Here is a 17271-nt window from a genome sequence, read left to right on the forward strand (position 1 = left end):
CTTATATATATGGCCGTGCTGATTTCATATTCGCTGGGATTTTTTTCAAATTCGTTTTTAGTCAAAAATCCGTTTTAGGGCATAATCCTTACGTCTACTGGAAACAGGCACCTTAAAATCGAGATTTACAATTAAAACGCCCTGTTTATTGTACTTCAGCACATGCTTTTTGTTTACGACATAGGATTGATGACAACGGATAAAAACCTCTTCGGACAGAATTTCTTCAATTTGTTTTAGTGATTTGGAAACCACAATTTTTTCCATTTGCTGGGTATAGAAAGTGGTATAATTTCCATCGGAGCGACAATAAATAATATCATCTTCATAAATCGCATAAACGGTATCCGAGGTTTTCAAAATGACCCGTTTTTTTTCTACGCCCCTAAAATATTCACTGGAAATTTCGATGAGTTTTTCAAGATTGTTATCCTTTTGGTAATTATCTATGGCTTTCTGAACGGCCATCTTGAATTCATCGTCATCTACGGGTTTTAGAATATAATCCAAAGCCCCTACTTTAATAGCTTTAATAGCGTGTTGATCGAATCCAGTAATAAAGATGATATCGAAATTTTTGGTCACGCATTGTTTCAATAAATCGAACCCGGTACCATCACCCATATTGATGTCTAAAAACAAAAGGTCTGGGTCATGGTTTTGAATGGCAGTGAATCCTTCGGCAACAGAGCCTGCTTCGTCTGCAACAAGGATTTCATTACCAAAAAATCTCGAAATCTTTTCTCTAATCTCTTCACGTACGAATGCCTCGTCGTCTATCAATATGGCCTTAATCATGTTCTGTGAGTTTAAATGGAATGAGGAATCGAATCAATAAACCATGCTCTTGCGGGTTTATTGTGTTTTTATCAGTGATTTTGAGGTCTTTTTTAGTTGATTTTTTTAGGAAATTGGAGATTAATCTGATAGAAGCAGAATCTTTTTGCTCCTTTTCGGAATCGATAAGTCCCTTACCGTTATCTTCTATACTACATGCAATGAACTTGCCCTCTAAGGTAAGCGTAATATCGATTTTACCTGTGTAATCAATCCCCGAAAATCCGTGTTCGATGGAATTTTCAACGAAGGGTTGTAAAAGCATAGGTGGGATGAACAAAAGCTCGTCCTCTTCCATGTTTATATAATGAATTTCATATTCAAAAGGGACAGGGGTCCGCATTAATTGAAGGTCCATATACTTTTTCAGTGAATCAATTTCTTTTTCCAACGCAATATAATCGCCCATGGAGTTTTCCAAAAAGAGTCGCAAAAGACGAGAGAATTTCAGTAAATATTGTGTCGCCTCATCGGGGGCTTTTTTTATTTGATTTTGAATGGCATAAAGCGTATTGAATGTAAAGTGTGGATTCATTTGGGAGCGCAACAATCGCTGTTGATTTTGAAGACTTTGTTTTTCAAATTTCAGCTTACGGCTTTGGTAGAATAGGAATCCAATTATACTCAATAATCCAATGGAAATAAGTAATAGAATGGAACGGTTTTGAAGTTTAAGGGTTCTTATTTCAGAAGCTTGCTTTTCCTTGAGCAGTACTTTTTCCCTTTCATTGGCCTTTGTAAGATCCAACAATTCACTTTCAATCTGAAGACGATATAGCTCATCTTGATGATCGGATATCTCCTGTTGTATTTCACGTACTACGGAGCTGCTCCTCGTGTTTTCTAAGGCCAATCGAAGTTCATAGTTGAGCAATGATTTCTGAATGTTTTTGCGCAAATTTTTAAGTCCGAGCAAGCGGGTGGAATCCAAGTATTTCCTTGCCCCGTCATATTGCTTGAGGTCCAAAAGAACTTCAGCAATGTTGTTGTAACAATTGCCTATTCCACTTACTTTTTCCTTGCCACTTACCAATTTAGCGTTCTCTAATGCTTTCAGGTAGAGTTGAAAGGCGGCTTGATAATCCCCATCGAAATATTTATAAACACCATAGTTGGTGTAGATTCTTCGTTTGGAAACGGGTACCCAATCGTCTTCTTTTTCTATGAGTGACTCAAGGATAGAGAATGCCTCTTCTTTTCTGCCAAAATTATAGTATAAAATATCGGCCTGTCCTATTAGTGCTTCCGGAAGGTTAAGGGTATCCTTGGTTCTCGCAATGGCCACTCGTTCCTTGCTGGCAGCAAGGGCGTTGTCGTAATCTTTTTTAAGGAGATAAACCCGTTCTTCCCAATAATGGGCGAGCGAAAGCCAATAGTATTGATCATCCGGATTTAATATGGACTTGAACTTTTCTGAAATGGGAAAGCAATTGCCATATAAACCTAGATCGTATTGGGTGTCAAAAGCCTCCATAAAATAATATCCCTCCCGTTCTCTGGTCATTGAATCCTTTACCATGTCTATGGCGTTATAAAAATAGAGGGCAGCACTATCAAGTTCTCTACGTTTCTGAAAATACCTACCCAATAAATAGTTGTTCTCAGCACGAAGGGAATCGGGATAAGAGGGTAGGCTTAAATGTGCCCTTTCTAGGTTTTTAAGCAATGGATATACAGAATCCTCCGATATGGAGTCGATCCTTTTATGGAGGGAGTGGATTTCGTCTATCGTGTAGGATTCCTTCTTTTTTTGGTGACATCCAAACATGCAGAGAATGGCACATAAGAAAAAAGGGGAGAATCTTCGCATTAGTCAAATGTAACAAAACGCCCGGAATTCTTTAAAAAGTTATACATTCAATTCATAAATTATCACAGAAACTCTAGGGGTGTGAAATGGGAACCCTAAACCTTACAAGGAGACCATTTTCATTGGGGTTTTGATCCTTCTTGTTAATAATTTCGAGCTCTCTTTTTGTGGTCTTTTTTATGAAATTGGCAATAAGTTGAACAGAAGCTGATTTCTTTTTGGTCGGTTTTCTGTCAGAAATTCCCCTTCCGTTGTCTTCAATCTCACAGTGGAGAAATTCTTTTTCCATCGAAAGACGGATATCTATTTTTCCTTGAGAATGTATCCCCAAAAATCCGTGATCGATGCTGTTCTCAATAAACGGCTGAAGGAGCATGGGAGGAATAGATATAGGCTCATCTTCTTCCATGTTTTCGTACTGAAATTTATATGTAAACAGATTGGGATTACCCAGTTTCCTCAGGTCCATATATTTTTTGAGGGATTCTATTTCCTGGTGCAACGGGATATAGTCGCCCATAGAGTTTTCCAGAAAAAGTCGTAGTAATCTAGAGAACTTTAGTAGGTAATGGGTTGCCGCCTCTGGCTCCTTTTTTATTTGTGCTTGTATGGCATAAAGCGTATTAAAGGTAAAATGCGGGTTCATTTGCGAGCGCAGTAAGCGTTGTTGCATCTGCAGGCTTTGCTGTTCGAACTTCAGTTTCCTTTGACGATAAAATAGAAAACCAATTCCACCTAGGATTGCACTGCCCATAATAGCAAACATAAATCCTATTTGAAGTCTTAGATTTTTTACTTCGGTCTCTTTTTTTTCGGTGGCTAGTACCCGCTCATATTCCTTGGATCTGGAAAGTGCCACGAGTTCTTTCTTCGATTTTTCTATATAACGATCCGCCTGCACTTGTCGGATACTGTTGAGGTCGGTTACGATGTCTTCTACTGATGCACCTGTTGCGTGCGAAAGTCGGAATTTGTACTCCAAATAATTCCTGTGTATGTCTTCGTCTATTTTGTCCAAACCGATATCCCTTACGGAGTCTAGATATTTCTCAGCTTTGTCAAAATATCCCAATTTTATGCATACTTCACCTAAATTACAATAGTTGTTAGCCAAATGGGCCATTTTCGCAGGAGACTCGTCCATTTGCTTCACAAAACTCAGCCCTTTTAAATAAAAATCGAAGGAACGCCTATAATCTCCTTCATGAAAAAGGAAGATACCATAAGTGTTATAGAGTTGCCTATTGTAGCCAGGTAGTAACAGAGTATCTCTTTTCATAAGATAACTTAATGTAGAAAAGGCTTTTTTGGGGTTTTTGAAATGGTGATAGTATATTTCGGCCTCTCTAATAAATCCGGAGGCATTATTTATAGTGTCTTTAGAGGCACGCACTAGATCCATCTTTAGTCTATTGTAGTAAAATGCACTATCATATTGTTCAGTTTCAAAAAATTCATTCTCTAGATAATAATAGTAAATGGACCAGTTGGTTCGGTCCTTTTCATTGCTAATAGGAGTTCTTAAGAGTGTTCTGTAACGATTCCTTACAGCTTTGCTATCCCCAAACTTTTCTTGTCTAAAATAGGTAATCCAAGCCCAGTAAAAATAACTCAATTCCCTAGCGCTCATATCCGTATCTTTAACATATTCCATAGCTCTTTGAAAATATATGGAGGAACTATCGATACTTACATGATTTCTATGATAAACTCCTGTGGTGAAGTTGATTTCAGCTTTTAGGGAATCCGAAATGTTAGCCCGATTAGCTTCCATAATCCCATTTAACTCCATAGCAAAATCATGGATTGAATCATGGGTGTTATTCACAAGCTCTTTAGTGAGATACACAATACGTTTGGGGTCTGCGGTATTTCTTTTATAACCCCTTTCACATCCTTGAAAGAGAAGAAGGGATATGACAATAAGGAAACAGAATTTAGGCATGGGAAGGATGTATTACGTTGATAGTACAAAATATTAAAAAGGAAGGCATGACTCTTTACATTTTGACCAACATTTATGAATGTGTACTTTTGATCTTGAAATTTACCCAATGAATCGAAAATATACCTACATCCTTCTGGTACTCTTAGTAACGACGGGGCTTTATTTTGCTGAAAAATATGTGGATGGATCACCAAGCAGTGAACCTGAAACAGCCAAACAATCCAATACCAGCACTACAGAGTTTGGAAAGGAGTATTTGCCGTCTTCAACAACCGGTGCCATTGTGCATCATTCCCATTACTCCCTTTCGTATTCCGAAAAGCATGAACAAGCGGAATGGGTTGCCTACGAAGTGGCCAAATCGCATTTGTCCGACAATGACTTCGATCGCCCTTATTTTATAGAAGATAAAAAAGTAAGAAGCGGCTCGGCCGATTGGCGCAATTACAAAAGATCGGGGTATGATCGGGGACATTTATGCCCTGCGGGAGCCCGAAGGTTTTCCTATGATGCCTACAAAGAAACCTTTTTAACCAGTAACATAAGTCCACAAAACCACGAATTCAATTCAGGGATATGGAATCGACTGGAGCAGAAAGTACGCCGTTGGGCCAACGAGCATGACGGGGTTTATGTTATTACAGGGGGTATATTGAAAGATGGATTAAAGACAATTGGATCTGAAAAGGTGTCCATCCCCAACGAGTTTTATAAAATTATAATCGATAACTCCGGAAGCAAGCCAAAGGCCATTGCTTTTTTAATTCCCAACAGAGATTCCAGCCAGTCCTATTTCGAGTACGTAACGACCATCGATATCCTTGAATCTAAAACGGGGATCGATTTTTTGGAGGGCTTGCCCGATGCCACAGAATCAACCTTGGAAAGCTCTCTGGAGATAGAGCATTGGCAATAGAATGAGCTACATTTCGGGAGTTGCTTTCAAAGATTGACTCTCCAAATCCCAATAGAGCCGATGGGAATTTTTGGCATACCACTCTTTTAAAATGGTTACATGGTGTAATGTTCCATAAGGGTATGTTTCATCAGATTCATCGCAGGAACATTGCAATGAGTGGTGTGTGTCCCTATAATCCGTAATGGGATCTAGAACGCCAATGATATGCAAGGACTTATCCCAAATAACCACGTCGTCCAATAACATTTCTTCCAATTCATTTACAAGGGTGAGAAAGTACTTGTCAGGGTCTCTTTTAATGGGTTCTGGGTTGCTTGTGGTTTTTAGGGTTTCATTTTCTTCATCTAAAATGAGTAACTCTTTGTTCAATTCCAACCATTGCTTCCAATCCTCCAGATTGTACGAAACAGGTTGTCTCATGAACCCCGTAAAACAGGACCCATCGTCGTTAGACCGAATTCCTGTCACTTTTTCCAATGCTTTTATCTTTTCCTGAAAACCTTCAAAATCGTAATCATCTTCATCCCTTCCTTCTAAATAGTCTTCGACCGTGTCTAGATAACTTCTATACACCGTAAAGGCTCTATGCGTATTTTGCTTTTGGGCAATGGACAAATAAGGAAATAACAAGGTGACAACCAGAAGGAGGAATTTGGGGTAAGCTTGCATGAGGTGGTTTTTATTTTATAACTCTTCTGCAAGCCACTTTATTTTACTATACCCTAGGTATAGTAGTAATTGGAGCCATCCAATCGCACAAAAATGAACAGCAAAATGGTGAAGCCCCATAAACCGGATCCTCCATAACTAAAGAAAGGCAATGGAATTCCTACTGTAGGCAGTAATCCCGTAACCATACCAATATTAACCGCAAAGTGTATGAAGATTATAGAAGCTACACTATAGCCATACACACGACTGAATTGCGATTTCTGCCGTTCGGCAAGGATAATAAGACGTACAATAAGGAAGACAAACAAAAGAACGACGACCATGGCACCCACAAACCCCCATTCTTCTCCTACGGTGGTGAATATATAATCCGTTTGTTGCTCTGGAACAAAGTTCCCCTTTGTCTGTGTTCCCTGTGTCCAACCTTTTCCGGTCCAGCCTCCGCTACCAATGGCAATTTCACTCTGATTGGTATTATAACCAATCCCTTTGGTATCCGCTTCTTTCCCTAATACGATATTGAAACGGTCTCTATGGCGCTGTTCAAACACATTGTTGAAGACATAATTCACCGATAACGTAAACCCAATACAAGTAGCGACAACAATAGCGTAGGGGATCCACCGCGTTTTCTTCTTACGCCGTTTGTAAAAATAAATGAGTAGCGCAGTGAGAACAATGGCGATGGCCATTCCTGGGACACCCAATAATAATGTACCTACAAAAAGAGCCGCCGCGAAAAATCCAAATAGTAGGAAAACGAAATGCAATCCTTCGCGGTACATCGGGAAAATAAAAGCTGCATACACCAAAGCACTTCCCGGGTCAGGTTGAGGTATGATGATCAAAGCGGGGATTGCTATGATTAGGAAGGCACGTATTTGGTGCCCAAATTCCTTCATATTGGTTTGTATGTCGCTTATGTATTTACCCAAGGCGAGAGCCGTTGCTGCTTTAGCAAATTCACTGGGTTGAAGGCTCATGCTGCCAAAAGCATACCAAGAAGTAGCGCCATTAATGTTCTTTCCCAACACAAAAAGGCCCAAAAGCGACAATATAGAGGCCAAGTAAATGATACTGGAAAAGCGCTCATAGAACTTGGAGTCAATGGCCAGCACGAAAGTGATGATGATAATACTAAGTCCGATCCATAGCAGTTGTTTGGCATATACTTGCGTAAAATCGAAAAAGCCCACAGCCGAATCGTCCAAAGAAGCGGAGTAGATATTAATCCATCCAAATCCTACCAATAATACATAGAGTAAAATGGTGAACCAATCGAATTTTACGTAGCGGGTAGTGGTATTCATTTATTGGTTAATGGTGAAAGGTTCTCCGCTATGAGGTTTCGCGTATTCTTCTTCCAAGCTTCCATTAAGGACCTTGGTTTCCATATCGGTGCGGGAAATCTCTCCTTTCAAATATTTTTCGATCATTAAACTGGCAATGGGTGCCGCCCATCGACTTCCCCAATACCCATTTTCAACAAAAACGGTAATGGCAATTTTCGGGTCGTCTTTGGGAGCAAAGGCGATAAAGACCGAATGGTCCGTAAGCTGGACCCGCTCTCCATCGATTTTGGTATAATTTTCGGCTGTTCCCGTTTTTCCGCATATTTCTATACCCGGAACCCGAGCGCGGTAAGCCGTTCCATGGGGATCTTCATATACCCCAAAAAGACCGTCTATCACGGGGCCAAAATGTTCCTTATTAATGGTGGTTTCATGTTTAACACGATACTCTCTTGGAATCGTATCCAGCCCTCCAACCTTCTTTATGATATGTGGGCGATAATAATGACCTCGATTGGCAATAGCTGCGGTAAAATTGGCCATTTGTATGGGGGTCATTAAGACTTCACCCTGCCCAATGGAGTTGGAAATGGTGGCAGGCGTATACCATTTGTATTTGGGATACTGATAATATCGATTGTAATAATCCGAAGTTGGGATCAATCCCTTTTTCCCAACGGGAAGATCGTATCCCAGATAATTACCCAAGCCAAAGCTGGCCAGATGGTTTCTCCAATTATCGATCCCTTCCTGCGGGGTCGGATATTTGTCGATCGTTCTGCGATATACTGTAGCAAAATAACTATTACAGGAATTGGCAATACCGTCTATCATAGCCAACGGGCTCCTATGGCCATGGCATCCTAGCGGTTTCTTTCCACCGTAATTATAGCCGCCATAACAGGAAATTCTTTCTTTTAAATCGATAACACCTTCTTGCAATCCGATCAATGAGGTAAGTGCCTTAAAAGGTGATCCAGGAGGATATTCCCCTTGCAATACGCGATCGAATAGGGGCTTGGCGATGGTGTCGTAATACAATTTGGTGAAGTTTTTGGAGCGTTCCCGTCCTACCAATAATGCAGGGTCAAAGTTGGGTGCCGCCACCAAAGCCAATATTTCACCGGAGGAAGGTTCTAACGCTACAATACCGCCTCTTTTGTTCACCATCAATTCCTCGCCATACTGCTGCAATACCGCATCGATGGTTAACGTGACGTCCTTACCACGAACTGGCAGTGTGTCGAACTTCTTATCCTTGTAAGGGCCGATATCACGGTTGAATTTATCTTTCTGAATGTACTTTACTCCCTTGTGACCTCGCAAAAAAGTTTCGTATTGCTGTTCTACACCTCCAACACCGATCAATTCGCCCATTTGGTAGTAAGGGTTTCTCTTTATAATACGCTCGTTTACTTCCGAAATATTCCCTAGTACATTGGCCGAGTGATTTACCTGATAATCACGTAGTGAGCGTTTCTGAATATAAAAGCCATCGTATTTGTACATTTTTTCCGAGAGGGAAGCGTACTCTGTTTTGGTGAGCTGTGGAATAACTACAGAAGGCAATCGGGGGGAATAGACCTTGGCCTTTTCCATAATGGAGATAAAGTCTTCCTTTTCAATTTTTAGTAGTTGGCAAAATTCCAACGTATCCAAGGGCTTCACATCCTTGGGAATGACCATTACGTCATAAGATGGCTGATTGGAAACCAATAAAATTCCATTGCGATCGAAAATATACCCCCGTTGTGGGTAGTCGTAAATAATCTTTACGGCGTTGTTTTCGGACAATCGCTGAAAGGAATCATCGTAAATCTGAAGATAGAAAAGCCGCCCCGCGAAGATCGCACCGGTAATAAGGACAACGAATAGGAGTAAAAATTTTCTCACGAGCTTTTTCTACTGAACAATAAAATGGAAAACACCATTAATATAGCACTGAATATACCTGAAAATAACGTCGATTTTAAAACCAAAAGTATTTGATTAACGTTAAAAATTTCCATGGAAAACAGCATTAAATGATGCAAAAGCACCATCGCAAAAATATAGATGAGTTGCTGTGTAAATGGAGCCGTGCTAATCTTCAGGGTGTTCAATTGGTAACTTACGCCAAAAGAATACTTTAGGGCTACAGGTCGTATCCAAGCTATGAAAATACAGGCCGCGGCGTGCACTCCGCCGGAATCTCCAAACATATCGATGGTCAATCCCAAAAAGAAGCTTATAAGAATGAGCAAACTCTTGTTTCCGGTTAATGGGAATACCAATATGAAAAGCGGATACAAATAGGGGTTAATATATCCTGCCAAATTGATGTGGTTCAGAATAAGTACCTGAACCAGCACCAAGGTGATGAACCTAACTATATTAACAACAATGGCATTATTCTGCATCTTCTACTTCCTTTTCCAATTGCTTAATTTCGACCGCATCCCGATGCGAAATGACATAAACGTGTTTTACACGCGTCATGTCGGAGAATAATTGCACATTGATGTCGTAATAATCCTGATCCGGTTTCCTTTCGAAATCGGCTACCGTACCGATAAGAATACCTTCGGGAAAAATGGTGGATTTTCCATCGGTCACAATAGTATCGCCTACCGCAACGTCCGCCAATCTCGGGATTTCAATAAGCTGAACGATATTCGCTTTTTCGGCATCCCATTTTAGGGTGCCAAATTGATCCGATTTTTTAAACTTGGCTACTACTTGGCTATTCGTATTCAATACCGATTGCACAGAAGCATATTTATTGGAGACCGCATTAATGATCCCAACCACACCTTGCGAAGAGATCACGCCCATATCCACCTTTAGGCTATCCCGAATCCCCTTGTTAAGGGTTAAATAGTTCTTGGTACGTGCATAGTTGTTGTTGATTACCTTAGCACTAATGAAGTTGTAATTCGTGTCTATGGGGCTTTCTAGCGGTGTTTCTACTTCTCTATTAGCAAGAATAGCTCTTAGCCTTTCGTTCTCTTCGGTAAGGATTTTATTCTGTTCTTCCAGATCAAAGTAGTTGGTGACGCTACTTTTCATAGAATAAACACCTCCCGAAAGGAAGTTTGCGGAGGTCACAAATTTGTTTTTGTGATAGGAATGGGAATTGATCGTTAGTGTAAAGGAAATAACGAAGAGGAGCAGGAACAACAGGAAGTTTTTATTCCGAAGAAAAAAGAATATGATCTGTTGCATGAGCCTCTATTTGTTATTTAATCAAAACACTTTTGTACTTGTTGAGGTTCTTTAAACAAATTCCTGTTCCCCGTACTACCGCGCGCAATGGATCTTCGGCGATGTATACAGGTAAATCGGTCTTTTGCGACAAACGCTTATCCAAGCCTCTCAACATAGATCCTCCCCCTGCTAGATAAATTCCGGTATTGTAAATATCGGCAGCCAATTCTGGTGGCGTCTGTGATAGGGTTTCCATCACAGAATCCTCGATACGAAGGATCGATTTGTCCAGCGCTTTGGCAATCTCTCGATACGATGTCTGGATCTGCTTTGGTTTCCCCGTAAGAAGATCACGGCCCTGCACGGCCATTTCGTCCGGTGGTAATTCTAAATCTTCGGTAGCAGCTCCTATTTGGATTTTAATCTTTTCTGCGGTGCGTTCCCCAATGTATAGGTTGTGTTGGGTACGCATATAGTAGATAATATCATTGGTGAATACATCTCCTGCAATCTTTACGGACTTGTCGCAAACGATTCCTCCCAAAGCAATTACAGCGATTTCGGTAGTACCTCCACCGATATCTACAACCATATTTCCTTTAGGTTGCATGATATCCACACCAATACCAATGGCAGCCGCCATAGGCTCATGGATAAGATAGACTTCCTTTCCATTTACACGCTCGGCACTTTCCTTTACGGCTCGCATCTCCACTTCGGTAATACCACTGGGGATACAAATAACCATTCGCAGGGAAGGTGTCAATAGTTTTTTCTTTAATGCGGGAATGTCCTTAATGAACATATTGATCATTTTCTCGCTCGCATCGAAGTCGGCAATAACCCCATCCTTAAGCGGACGGATGGTTTTGATGTTTTCATGTGTTTTTCCCTGCATGCGGGCGGCTTCGCGTCCTACAGCAATGATTTTACCTGTAGTACGGTCTCTAGCTACAATGGAAGGGGCATCAACAACTACTTTGTCATTGTGAATGATCAATGTATTTGCGGTTCCAAGGTCAATAGCTATTTCTTCAGTTAGGAAATCAAAAAATCCCATAAGTGGTAGATAAGATGTAATTTATAGAGTTCATGGTTCGCTAATCCTACAAATGTAACAAAATTTAGTGCTTAAAATGCCGAACCCCAGTAAATACCATGGAGAGGCCATTTTCATTGCAATAATTAATGCTCAATTCGTCTTTTATGGACCCTCCCGGTTGAATCACCGCAGTGACTCCGGCTTTGTCTGCGATCTCCACGCAATCGGGGAATGGGAAGAAGGCATCGCTGGCCATTACCGCTCCTTGTAAATCGAATTCGAAAGACTTCGCTTTTTCAATGGCTTGGCGCAAAGCATCTACGCGAGAGGTCTGTCCGGTTCCACTCGCACAAAGTTGCTTTCCTTTGGCCAATACAATGGTATTCGATTTGGTATGCTTGCAGATTTTTGAGGCAAATAACAAGTCTTCCAATTCGCTTTCCGAAGGTTGGTTGTTGGTCACGGGATTAATCATATCCTCGGCATCGGTCACGTTGTCACGATCTTGCACCAAAGCACCGTTCAAACAACTACGGGTAATGGTTTGGGGGAGGTTGTATAATTTTTGAATAAGTAGGATTCTATTTTTCTTCCCTTTCAGGATTTCCAAAGCCTCTTCGGTAAAGGAAGGGGCAATGACCACTTCACAAAAGAGCTTGTGGATTTCTTCGGCCGTGGCAGCATCGATTTCTGTGTTCGAAATCAAAATACCTCCAAAGGCTGAAACGGGATCACCCGCTAAGGCATCTTTGTAAGCTTCCAATACAGTTCCTCGTTGGGCTAAACCACAGGCGTTATTGTGCTTTAAAATGGCAAAGGTTGGAGCTTCACCCGTAAACTCATTCATTAGGTTTACGGCAGCGTCCACATCAAGCAGGTTGTTGTAGCTCAATTCCTTTCCATGTAGCTTATCGAACATGGCATCGAAATCACCGAAGAAAAATCCTTTTTGGTGTGGATTCTCTCCATACCGAAGTACTTTTCCTTGCGTCTCGCTTATCTTTAAACTAGCAATTTCATGATCGGCATTAAAATAGTTGAAAATGGCTGTGTCATAATGGGAAGACACGTTGAAGGATTTAGCCGCGAAACGCTTTCGCTGTGCTAGGGTAGTGGTCCCATTCCCTTCAGAAATGATCTCAAGTACTTCCGCATAATCTTGCATGGAGGAAACACAAAGGGTATCCTTGAAGTTCTTGGCAGCAGCACGGATCAATGAAATTCCGCCGATATCGATTTTTTCAATGATATCTTGTTCAGAAGCACCCGAAGCAACGGTTTTTTCGAAAGGGTATAAATCTACAATTACCAAATCCAATTGTGGAATGTTGTATTCTTCCATTTGGGCAACATCGCTTTCGTTATCCTGTCGGTTCAAAATTCCACCAAAAACTTTTGGGTGAAGGGTTTTTACACGACCTCCTAAAATAGAAGGATAATCTGTCACACTTTCAACGGGAACCACATTGATTCCTAGGTCGTTGATGAACTTTTCCGTTCCTCCCGTAGAGTAAATAGTAACGCCCAATGCATCCAGTTTTTGGACGATAGGGGCCAATCCGTCTTTGTGAAATACCGAGATAAGTGCCGAAGCGATTTTCTTAGAGTCTGCCATTGAAAGTTTGTTGCTAGATTTAAAGTTGCAAAAGTACATAATTGAGACCTAATTTTGTAACTTATGAGCTAGCAAAACGTCTTATTTTCAATTTAAAAAGAGGATTTGTGGGAATCAGTTCGTAAAATCCAAATCTTGGACGCATGGTCATTTATTTACGGGTACTGAAGGAAAGCTTCAATTTTGCTATTAGTGCGCTTATAAACAATAAGTTACGTACCTTTCTTTCCCTGCTTGGTGTGACCATCGGGATTTTTTCCATCATCGCTGTGCTCGCAGCAGTAGATTCATTAAAAAAAGAGATTGAAGGAACCATTAGTGGTTTGGACAACAGCACCATTTATTTGGGGCATTTTTCTTTTGGTCCCACCAAGGTTCCGCAATGGAAATGGGAGCAGTTTCCTACGGCCAACTATGAAGAATATCAGTTCCTAAAACGGAATATGCCAGACATTAAAGCCATTTCCTATACGTTGAATGTGCCCAATGAAACCCTGAAGTTTGAAGACAAGACGGTCGAAAATGTGGTGATCGGGGCCATCACCCATGAGTATTACGACATTGAAGATCTGAAAATTGAAGAAGGCCGGTTTTTCAATGAATTGGAATCCAACAATGGAGTTGGGGTTATTGTTCTTGGAAATGAAATTGCCAATTCGCTATTCTCTTCCCCACAAATGGCCATTGGGAAGAAAATACGACTCTATGGAAAAAAGTTCACCGTGATCGGGGTTTTGCAGAAAGTTGGATTTGCCCTGGGAGACTCCAAGGATGATGCGGCCTTCCTACCCGTAAATATTGTGCGCAAACTGTATGGTACCAATAACCAAAACCTTTTTCCATTTATCATCATCAAACCCAAAAAGGGGGTGGATAATGATGAGTTTGTTGCTATGTTAACCCAAAGGATGCGCGTTTTTAGAGGATTGAAACCTGAAGAAATCGACAATTTTTTTGTGAATCAGCTGCAAGGCTTTACCGATGCCATAAACAATATGACAGGCACCATGAATAAGATTGGAGGTGTAATTAGCCTATTCTCCTTGCTCGTTGGAGGCTTTGGGATCGCAAACATCATGTTTGTGAGCGTAAAGGAACGTACCAACCTCATCGGAATCCAAAAGTCCTTGGGCGCCAAGAACAAGTTTATTCTGCTTCAATTTTTGTTCGAAGCGATGATTCTGGCCATCATTGGTGGGCTCGTAGGATTGCTATTGGTTTTTATTGCTTCTTTAATCGCTTCCGCCTTTACGGGGGATTTCGAATTTGTCCTTTCTGTTTGGAATCTCTTGCTGGGAACGGCTATTTCGGCCGCAATAGGACTTATTTCTGGAATTGTGCCCGCCTTTTCGGCTTCTAGGCTCAATCCAGTAGATGCTATTAGAACCGGTATCTAATTACAGGATCTCTGCTACCTTTTCGTTTACCCACTCCAGGAAATGCTCGTCGGCTTTTGTGAAAGGATCGGGAGTATGAGAGTCAATGTCGATCTGCCCAATGTTTTTTCCGTCTTTAAAAAGAGGAATCACGATTTCGGCTTTCACGTAAATACTACAAGCGATATAATTATCTTGGGCTTTCACGTCGGGCACCACAAAGTTGGCATTACTTTCGGCTACCTGTCCGCAAATACCCTTTCCGAAAGGAATGACGGTATGGTCGGTAGGCTCCCCGGCAAAAGCCTTTAAATGAAGCGTTCTTTCTGCTTCATTGGCAAAATAAAACCCTACCCAATCATAGGCAGGAAGTGAGGATTGTAGTATTTCGCAAACTCCTGTAAGTTTATCGTTTACCGATGTTTCTGGGGCCGAGAGTATAGCGGTTACTGAGGGTTTAAGGTCTTCAAAAATCACTGAAATCAATTTTTTGGTAAAGGTATTTTAAAAACGTTTTATCTCCCAAGATCTATTTCTATATTTTTGTGAAAGGTCCTAGTCCAATATAGCATTGTGAAAGACATTTTCCATAGATATAAATCGGTCATTCGGTTTGTCGTTCTCTTTTTGGGAACCTATCTCGTACTTACGTTTTTATATTCTTGGTACCTCCAAAGTGCTAAAGGAGGCGAATATCCTCCCGATTTTATTACCCATTTGGTGGCCAAACAGAGTAGTGATGTACTCAACGGATTGGGGTATGAAGCAAACGTAACACCAGCAGCAGACCAACCCATGATGAAGTTATTCGTTAATGATACCTATTTGGCGAAAATCATTGAAGGGTGCAATGCGGTGAGCATCATTATACTTTTCATTGCCTTCATTGTGGCCTTCGCCCATAAATGGAAAAAGACGCTATTATTTATTCTAGGGGGAACGGTGCTTATTTACGGAATCAATATCGTTCGTATTGCCATTTTGGCCATTGCCCTTTACAAATATCCCGAATATGACAAGGTGCTTCATACAGTGGTATTCCCGGGAATTATTTACGGTATGGTGTTCTTGTTGTGGATGATTTGGGTACGTGGATTGAAACAGAAAAATCCGAAGAAAGCATGAAGAAATGGGTGCAATGGACTGTCGTTGTTCTTTTATTTGGACTCTTGGTCCTCATACGTGCCTATGCATCCGACCTTTTTTACGACCCACTCATTGTATTTTTTGAAACTACCCATAGCACAGATGTATTGCCGGAAATGGACATCATCAAGCTTTTGGGAAATACCTCGCTTCGTTTTCTCATGAATACAGCTATTTCGTTGCTCATTCTTTGGGTCATCTTCAAAAGGTCCGATGTCATTAAAGTTTCTGCCTTGTTGTATGCATGTGTATTTGTATTGCTCATGATTTTCTTTTGGATCCTTTTGGGGTCCGATCAGGCCGGCGGGCATATGGCGCTCTTCTACATAAGGCGTTTCCTCATTCAACCTGTGTTTGTATTGCTATTAATTCCTGCATTTTACTTTCAGAAAAACCTTTAGGGACTTATCTTTGTGCTTCTTAAAATCCACTTTCATGAAAGTAAAAGCGATTGTGTCATTGCTCGTAGTAATCGCAGCAATGATTTCCTGTAAAAACGACAAGACCTCCCCAGAAGTAGAAACCGTTGAAGTAGAAAAAACAAAAGAACCCTATGCCTCCGCTCCGTTAGAAGCAGAGTTTAACGACCCAAAAGTGGCCGATGTATACAACGCGTATAATGCACTGAAAACTGCTTTGGTGAATACCGATGCTGCGAGTGCCCAGCAAAAAGCATCTGAATTATTAACGGCATATTCTAATATGGGAGTAGAGGATGAGGTTTTCAAAGCCGCACAAGCGATTGCAGAAAGTGAAGATGTAAAAGTACAACGCACCTCTTTTTCCGATGTTTCGGCCCACATAGAAGGAATGCTGGAAGGGGCTTTGACCTCCGGAGCGATTTATAAACAATACTGCCCAATGGCGTTTAACAACACCGGAGGGTATTGGTTGAGTAACACCAAGGAAATCCGTAATCCGTATTTTGGCGATATCATGCTGAAATGTGGAAGAGTGGATTCCACCCTTAAATAATATATACTGAAAAAGGCGCTAGCCATATCCTTATTCTTCGTATTCGCGATGCGGCCCGCATTCAATGTGGGGCATATACTGTACTATCAATTGAATATTGATTATATCATCGAAACCTATTGTATCAACAAGGAAGCCCCCGAGCTTCAGTGTAACGGGAAGTGTTTCTTGAGCAAACAGTTGGAAAAAGCCGATGACAATCAGAAAGAAGAAACAGCCCAACTCGCCATTATTGAAGCCTTTTTTCCGCAGTATTTTGAAAAGGCTAGTCCCATTCAAATAAAACATATCTTTTTTCTATACAGGGAAAATAATTGGAAGGAACTCGATCTATATACTTCTTTGTCGATTCCAATTTGGGGCCCCCCGCCAAAAGTTTCCTAGTTCCATATTTTCCGATATCTAATGAGTATCTCATGTGTGAGAAGTTTATGAGTCCACGCGTGGGGTGTC

The 17271-nt window shown here is 41.0% G+C and carries 17 protein-coding genes; 6 read left to right on the forward strand and 11 right to left on the reverse strand.

Annotated features, from left to right (window positions below; all coding sequences use genetic code 11):
- Positions 1-57: 57 nt before the first annotated feature.
- The 3 genes from POV27_RS03185 to POV27_RS03195 form a co-directional block, all read right to left on the reverse strand.
- Positions 58-798, reverse strand: coding sequence for a LytR/AlgR family response regulator transcription factor (locus tag POV27_RS03185; protein ID WP_272861279.1), 741 nt, complete (start codon positions 796-798; stop codon positions 58-60).
- Entirely contained in the window at positions 791-2647 is a 1857-nt protein-coding gene (locus POV27_RS03190; protein ID WP_272861280.1) for a tetratricopeptide repeat-containing sensor histidine kinase, read from the reverse strand. Before POV27_RS03190 ends, POV27_RS03185 begins: the two co-directional genes overlap by 8 nt.
- 73 nt (positions 2648-2720) lie before the next feature.
- Positions 2721-4592 (reverse strand): histidine kinase, encoded by a 1872-nt coding sequence (locus tag POV27_RS03195; RefSeq protein ID WP_272861281.1) that lies wholly within the window; start codon positions 4590-4592, stop codon positions 2721-2723.
- A 109-nt stretch (positions 4593-4701) separates the two neighbouring features.
- Between POV27_RS03195 and POV27_RS03200 the strand changes: the two genes are divergently transcribed.
- Complete coding sequence (locus tag POV27_RS03200) at positions 4702-5511, forward strand: DNA/RNA non-specific endonuclease (RefSeq protein WP_272861282.1); 810 nt, start codon at positions 4702-4704, stop codon at positions 5509-5511.
- 6 nt (positions 5512-5517) lie between these two features.
- Here the strand turns inward: POV27_RS03200 and POV27_RS03205 are convergent, their stop codons facing one another.
- The 7 genes from POV27_RS03205 to purH all read right to left on the reverse strand — a co-directional run bounded on the left by POV27_RS03205 (position 5518) and on the right by purH (position 13321).
- Positions 5518-6183, reverse strand: a complete 666-nt coding sequence (locus POV27_RS03205) for a hypothetical protein (RefSeq protein WP_272861283.1) — start codon at positions 6181-6183, stop codon at positions 5518-5520.
- A gap of 53 nt (positions 6184-6236) precedes the next feature.
- Positions 6237-7496 (reverse strand): rod shape-determining protein RodA, encoded by a 1260-nt coding sequence (gene rodA, locus POV27_RS03210; RefSeq protein ID WP_272861284.1) that lies wholly within the window; start codon positions 7494-7496, stop codon positions 6237-6239.
- Positions 7497-9371, reverse strand: coding sequence for a penicillin-binding protein 2 (gene mrdA, locus POV27_RS03215; RefSeq protein ID WP_272861285.1), 1875 nt, complete (start codon positions 9369-9371; stop codon positions 7497-7499). It lies immediately after the preceding gene.
- Positions 9368-9877 carry a rod shape-determining protein MreD gene (locus POV27_RS03220; RefSeq protein ID WP_272861286.1) on the reverse strand — a complete coding sequence of 170 codons (510 nt, stop codon included), beginning with the start codon at positions 9875-9877 and terminating at the stop codon, positions 9368-9370. The genes mrdA and POV27_RS03220 overlap by 4 nt, the downstream gene beginning before the upstream one ends.
- Positions 9867-10682, reverse strand: a complete 816-nt coding sequence (gene mreC / locus POV27_RS03225) for a rod shape-determining protein MreC (protein ID WP_272861287.1) — start codon at positions 10680-10682, stop codon at positions 9867-9869. Before mreC ends, POV27_RS03220 begins: the two co-directional genes overlap by 11 nt.
- 13 nt (positions 10683-10695) lie before the next feature.
- On the reverse strand, positions 10696-11724 hold the full coding sequence (locus POV27_RS03230) for a rod shape-determining protein (RefSeq protein ID WP_272861288.1): 1029 nt from the start codon (positions 11722-11724) through the stop codon (positions 10696-10698).
- A gap of 64 nt (positions 11725-11788) precedes the next feature.
- A complete protein-coding gene (gene purH, locus POV27_RS03235; RefSeq protein WP_272861289.1) occupies positions 11789-13321 on the reverse strand; it encodes a bifunctional phosphoribosylaminoimidazolecarboxamide formyltransferase/IMP cyclohydrolase in 1533 nt (510 codons plus the stop codon).
- 143 nt (positions 13322-13464) lie between these two features.
- On the opposite strand from purH, the gene POV27_RS03240 reads away from it, so the two are divergent.
- The gene (locus tag POV27_RS03240) at positions 13465-14718 is read left to right on the forward strand and encodes an ABC transporter permease (protein WP_272861290.1); all 1254 of its coding nucleotides are present in this window, start codon (positions 13465-13467) and stop codon (positions 14716-14718) included.
- On the opposite strand, the gene POV27_RS03245 is transcribed toward POV27_RS03240, so the two are convergent.
- Positions 14719-15174 (reverse strand): GAF domain-containing protein, encoded by a 456-nt coding sequence (locus POV27_RS03245; protein ID WP_272861291.1) that lies wholly within the window; start codon positions 15172-15174, stop codon positions 14719-14721.
- 96 nt (positions 15175-15270) lie between these two features.
- Here POV27_RS03245 and xrtF point away from each other — a divergent pair, with 96 nt between their 5' ends.
- Genes xrtF through POV27_RS03265 form a run of 4 tightly spaced genes read left to right on the forward strand, consistent with a single transcriptional unit; the run spans position 15271 to position 17202 of the window.
- The gene (xrtF, locus tag POV27_RS03250; protein ID WP_272861292.1) at positions 15271-15822 is read left to right on the forward strand and encodes an exosortase family protein XrtF; all 552 of its coding nucleotides are present in this window, start codon (positions 15271-15273) and stop codon (positions 15820-15822) included.
- A complete protein-coding gene (locus POV27_RS03255; RefSeq protein ID WP_272861293.1) occupies positions 15819-16244 on the forward strand; it encodes an exosortase F system-associated membrane protein in 426 nt (141 codons plus the stop codon). Before xrtF ends, POV27_RS03255 begins: the two co-directional genes overlap by 4 nt.
- Positions 16245-16278: 34 nt before the next feature.
- Entirely contained in the window at positions 16279-16818 is a 540-nt protein-coding gene (locus POV27_RS03260; protein ID WP_272861294.1) for a DUF3347 domain-containing protein, read from the forward strand.
- A gap of 48 nt (positions 16819-16866) precedes the next feature.
- Positions 16867-17202: a hypothetical protein gene (locus POV27_RS03265; RefSeq protein WP_272861295.1), complete on the forward strand. Its 336-nt coding sequence runs from the start codon at positions 16867-16869 to the stop codon at positions 17200-17202.
- Positions 17203-17271 lie beyond the last annotated feature (69 nt).

This window comes from Aureisphaera galaxeae, assembly GCF_028561275.1.
GTDB classification, from domain to species: Bacteria; Bacteroidota; Bacteroidia; order Flavobacteriales; family Flavobacteriaceae; genus Aureisphaera; species Aureisphaera galaxeae.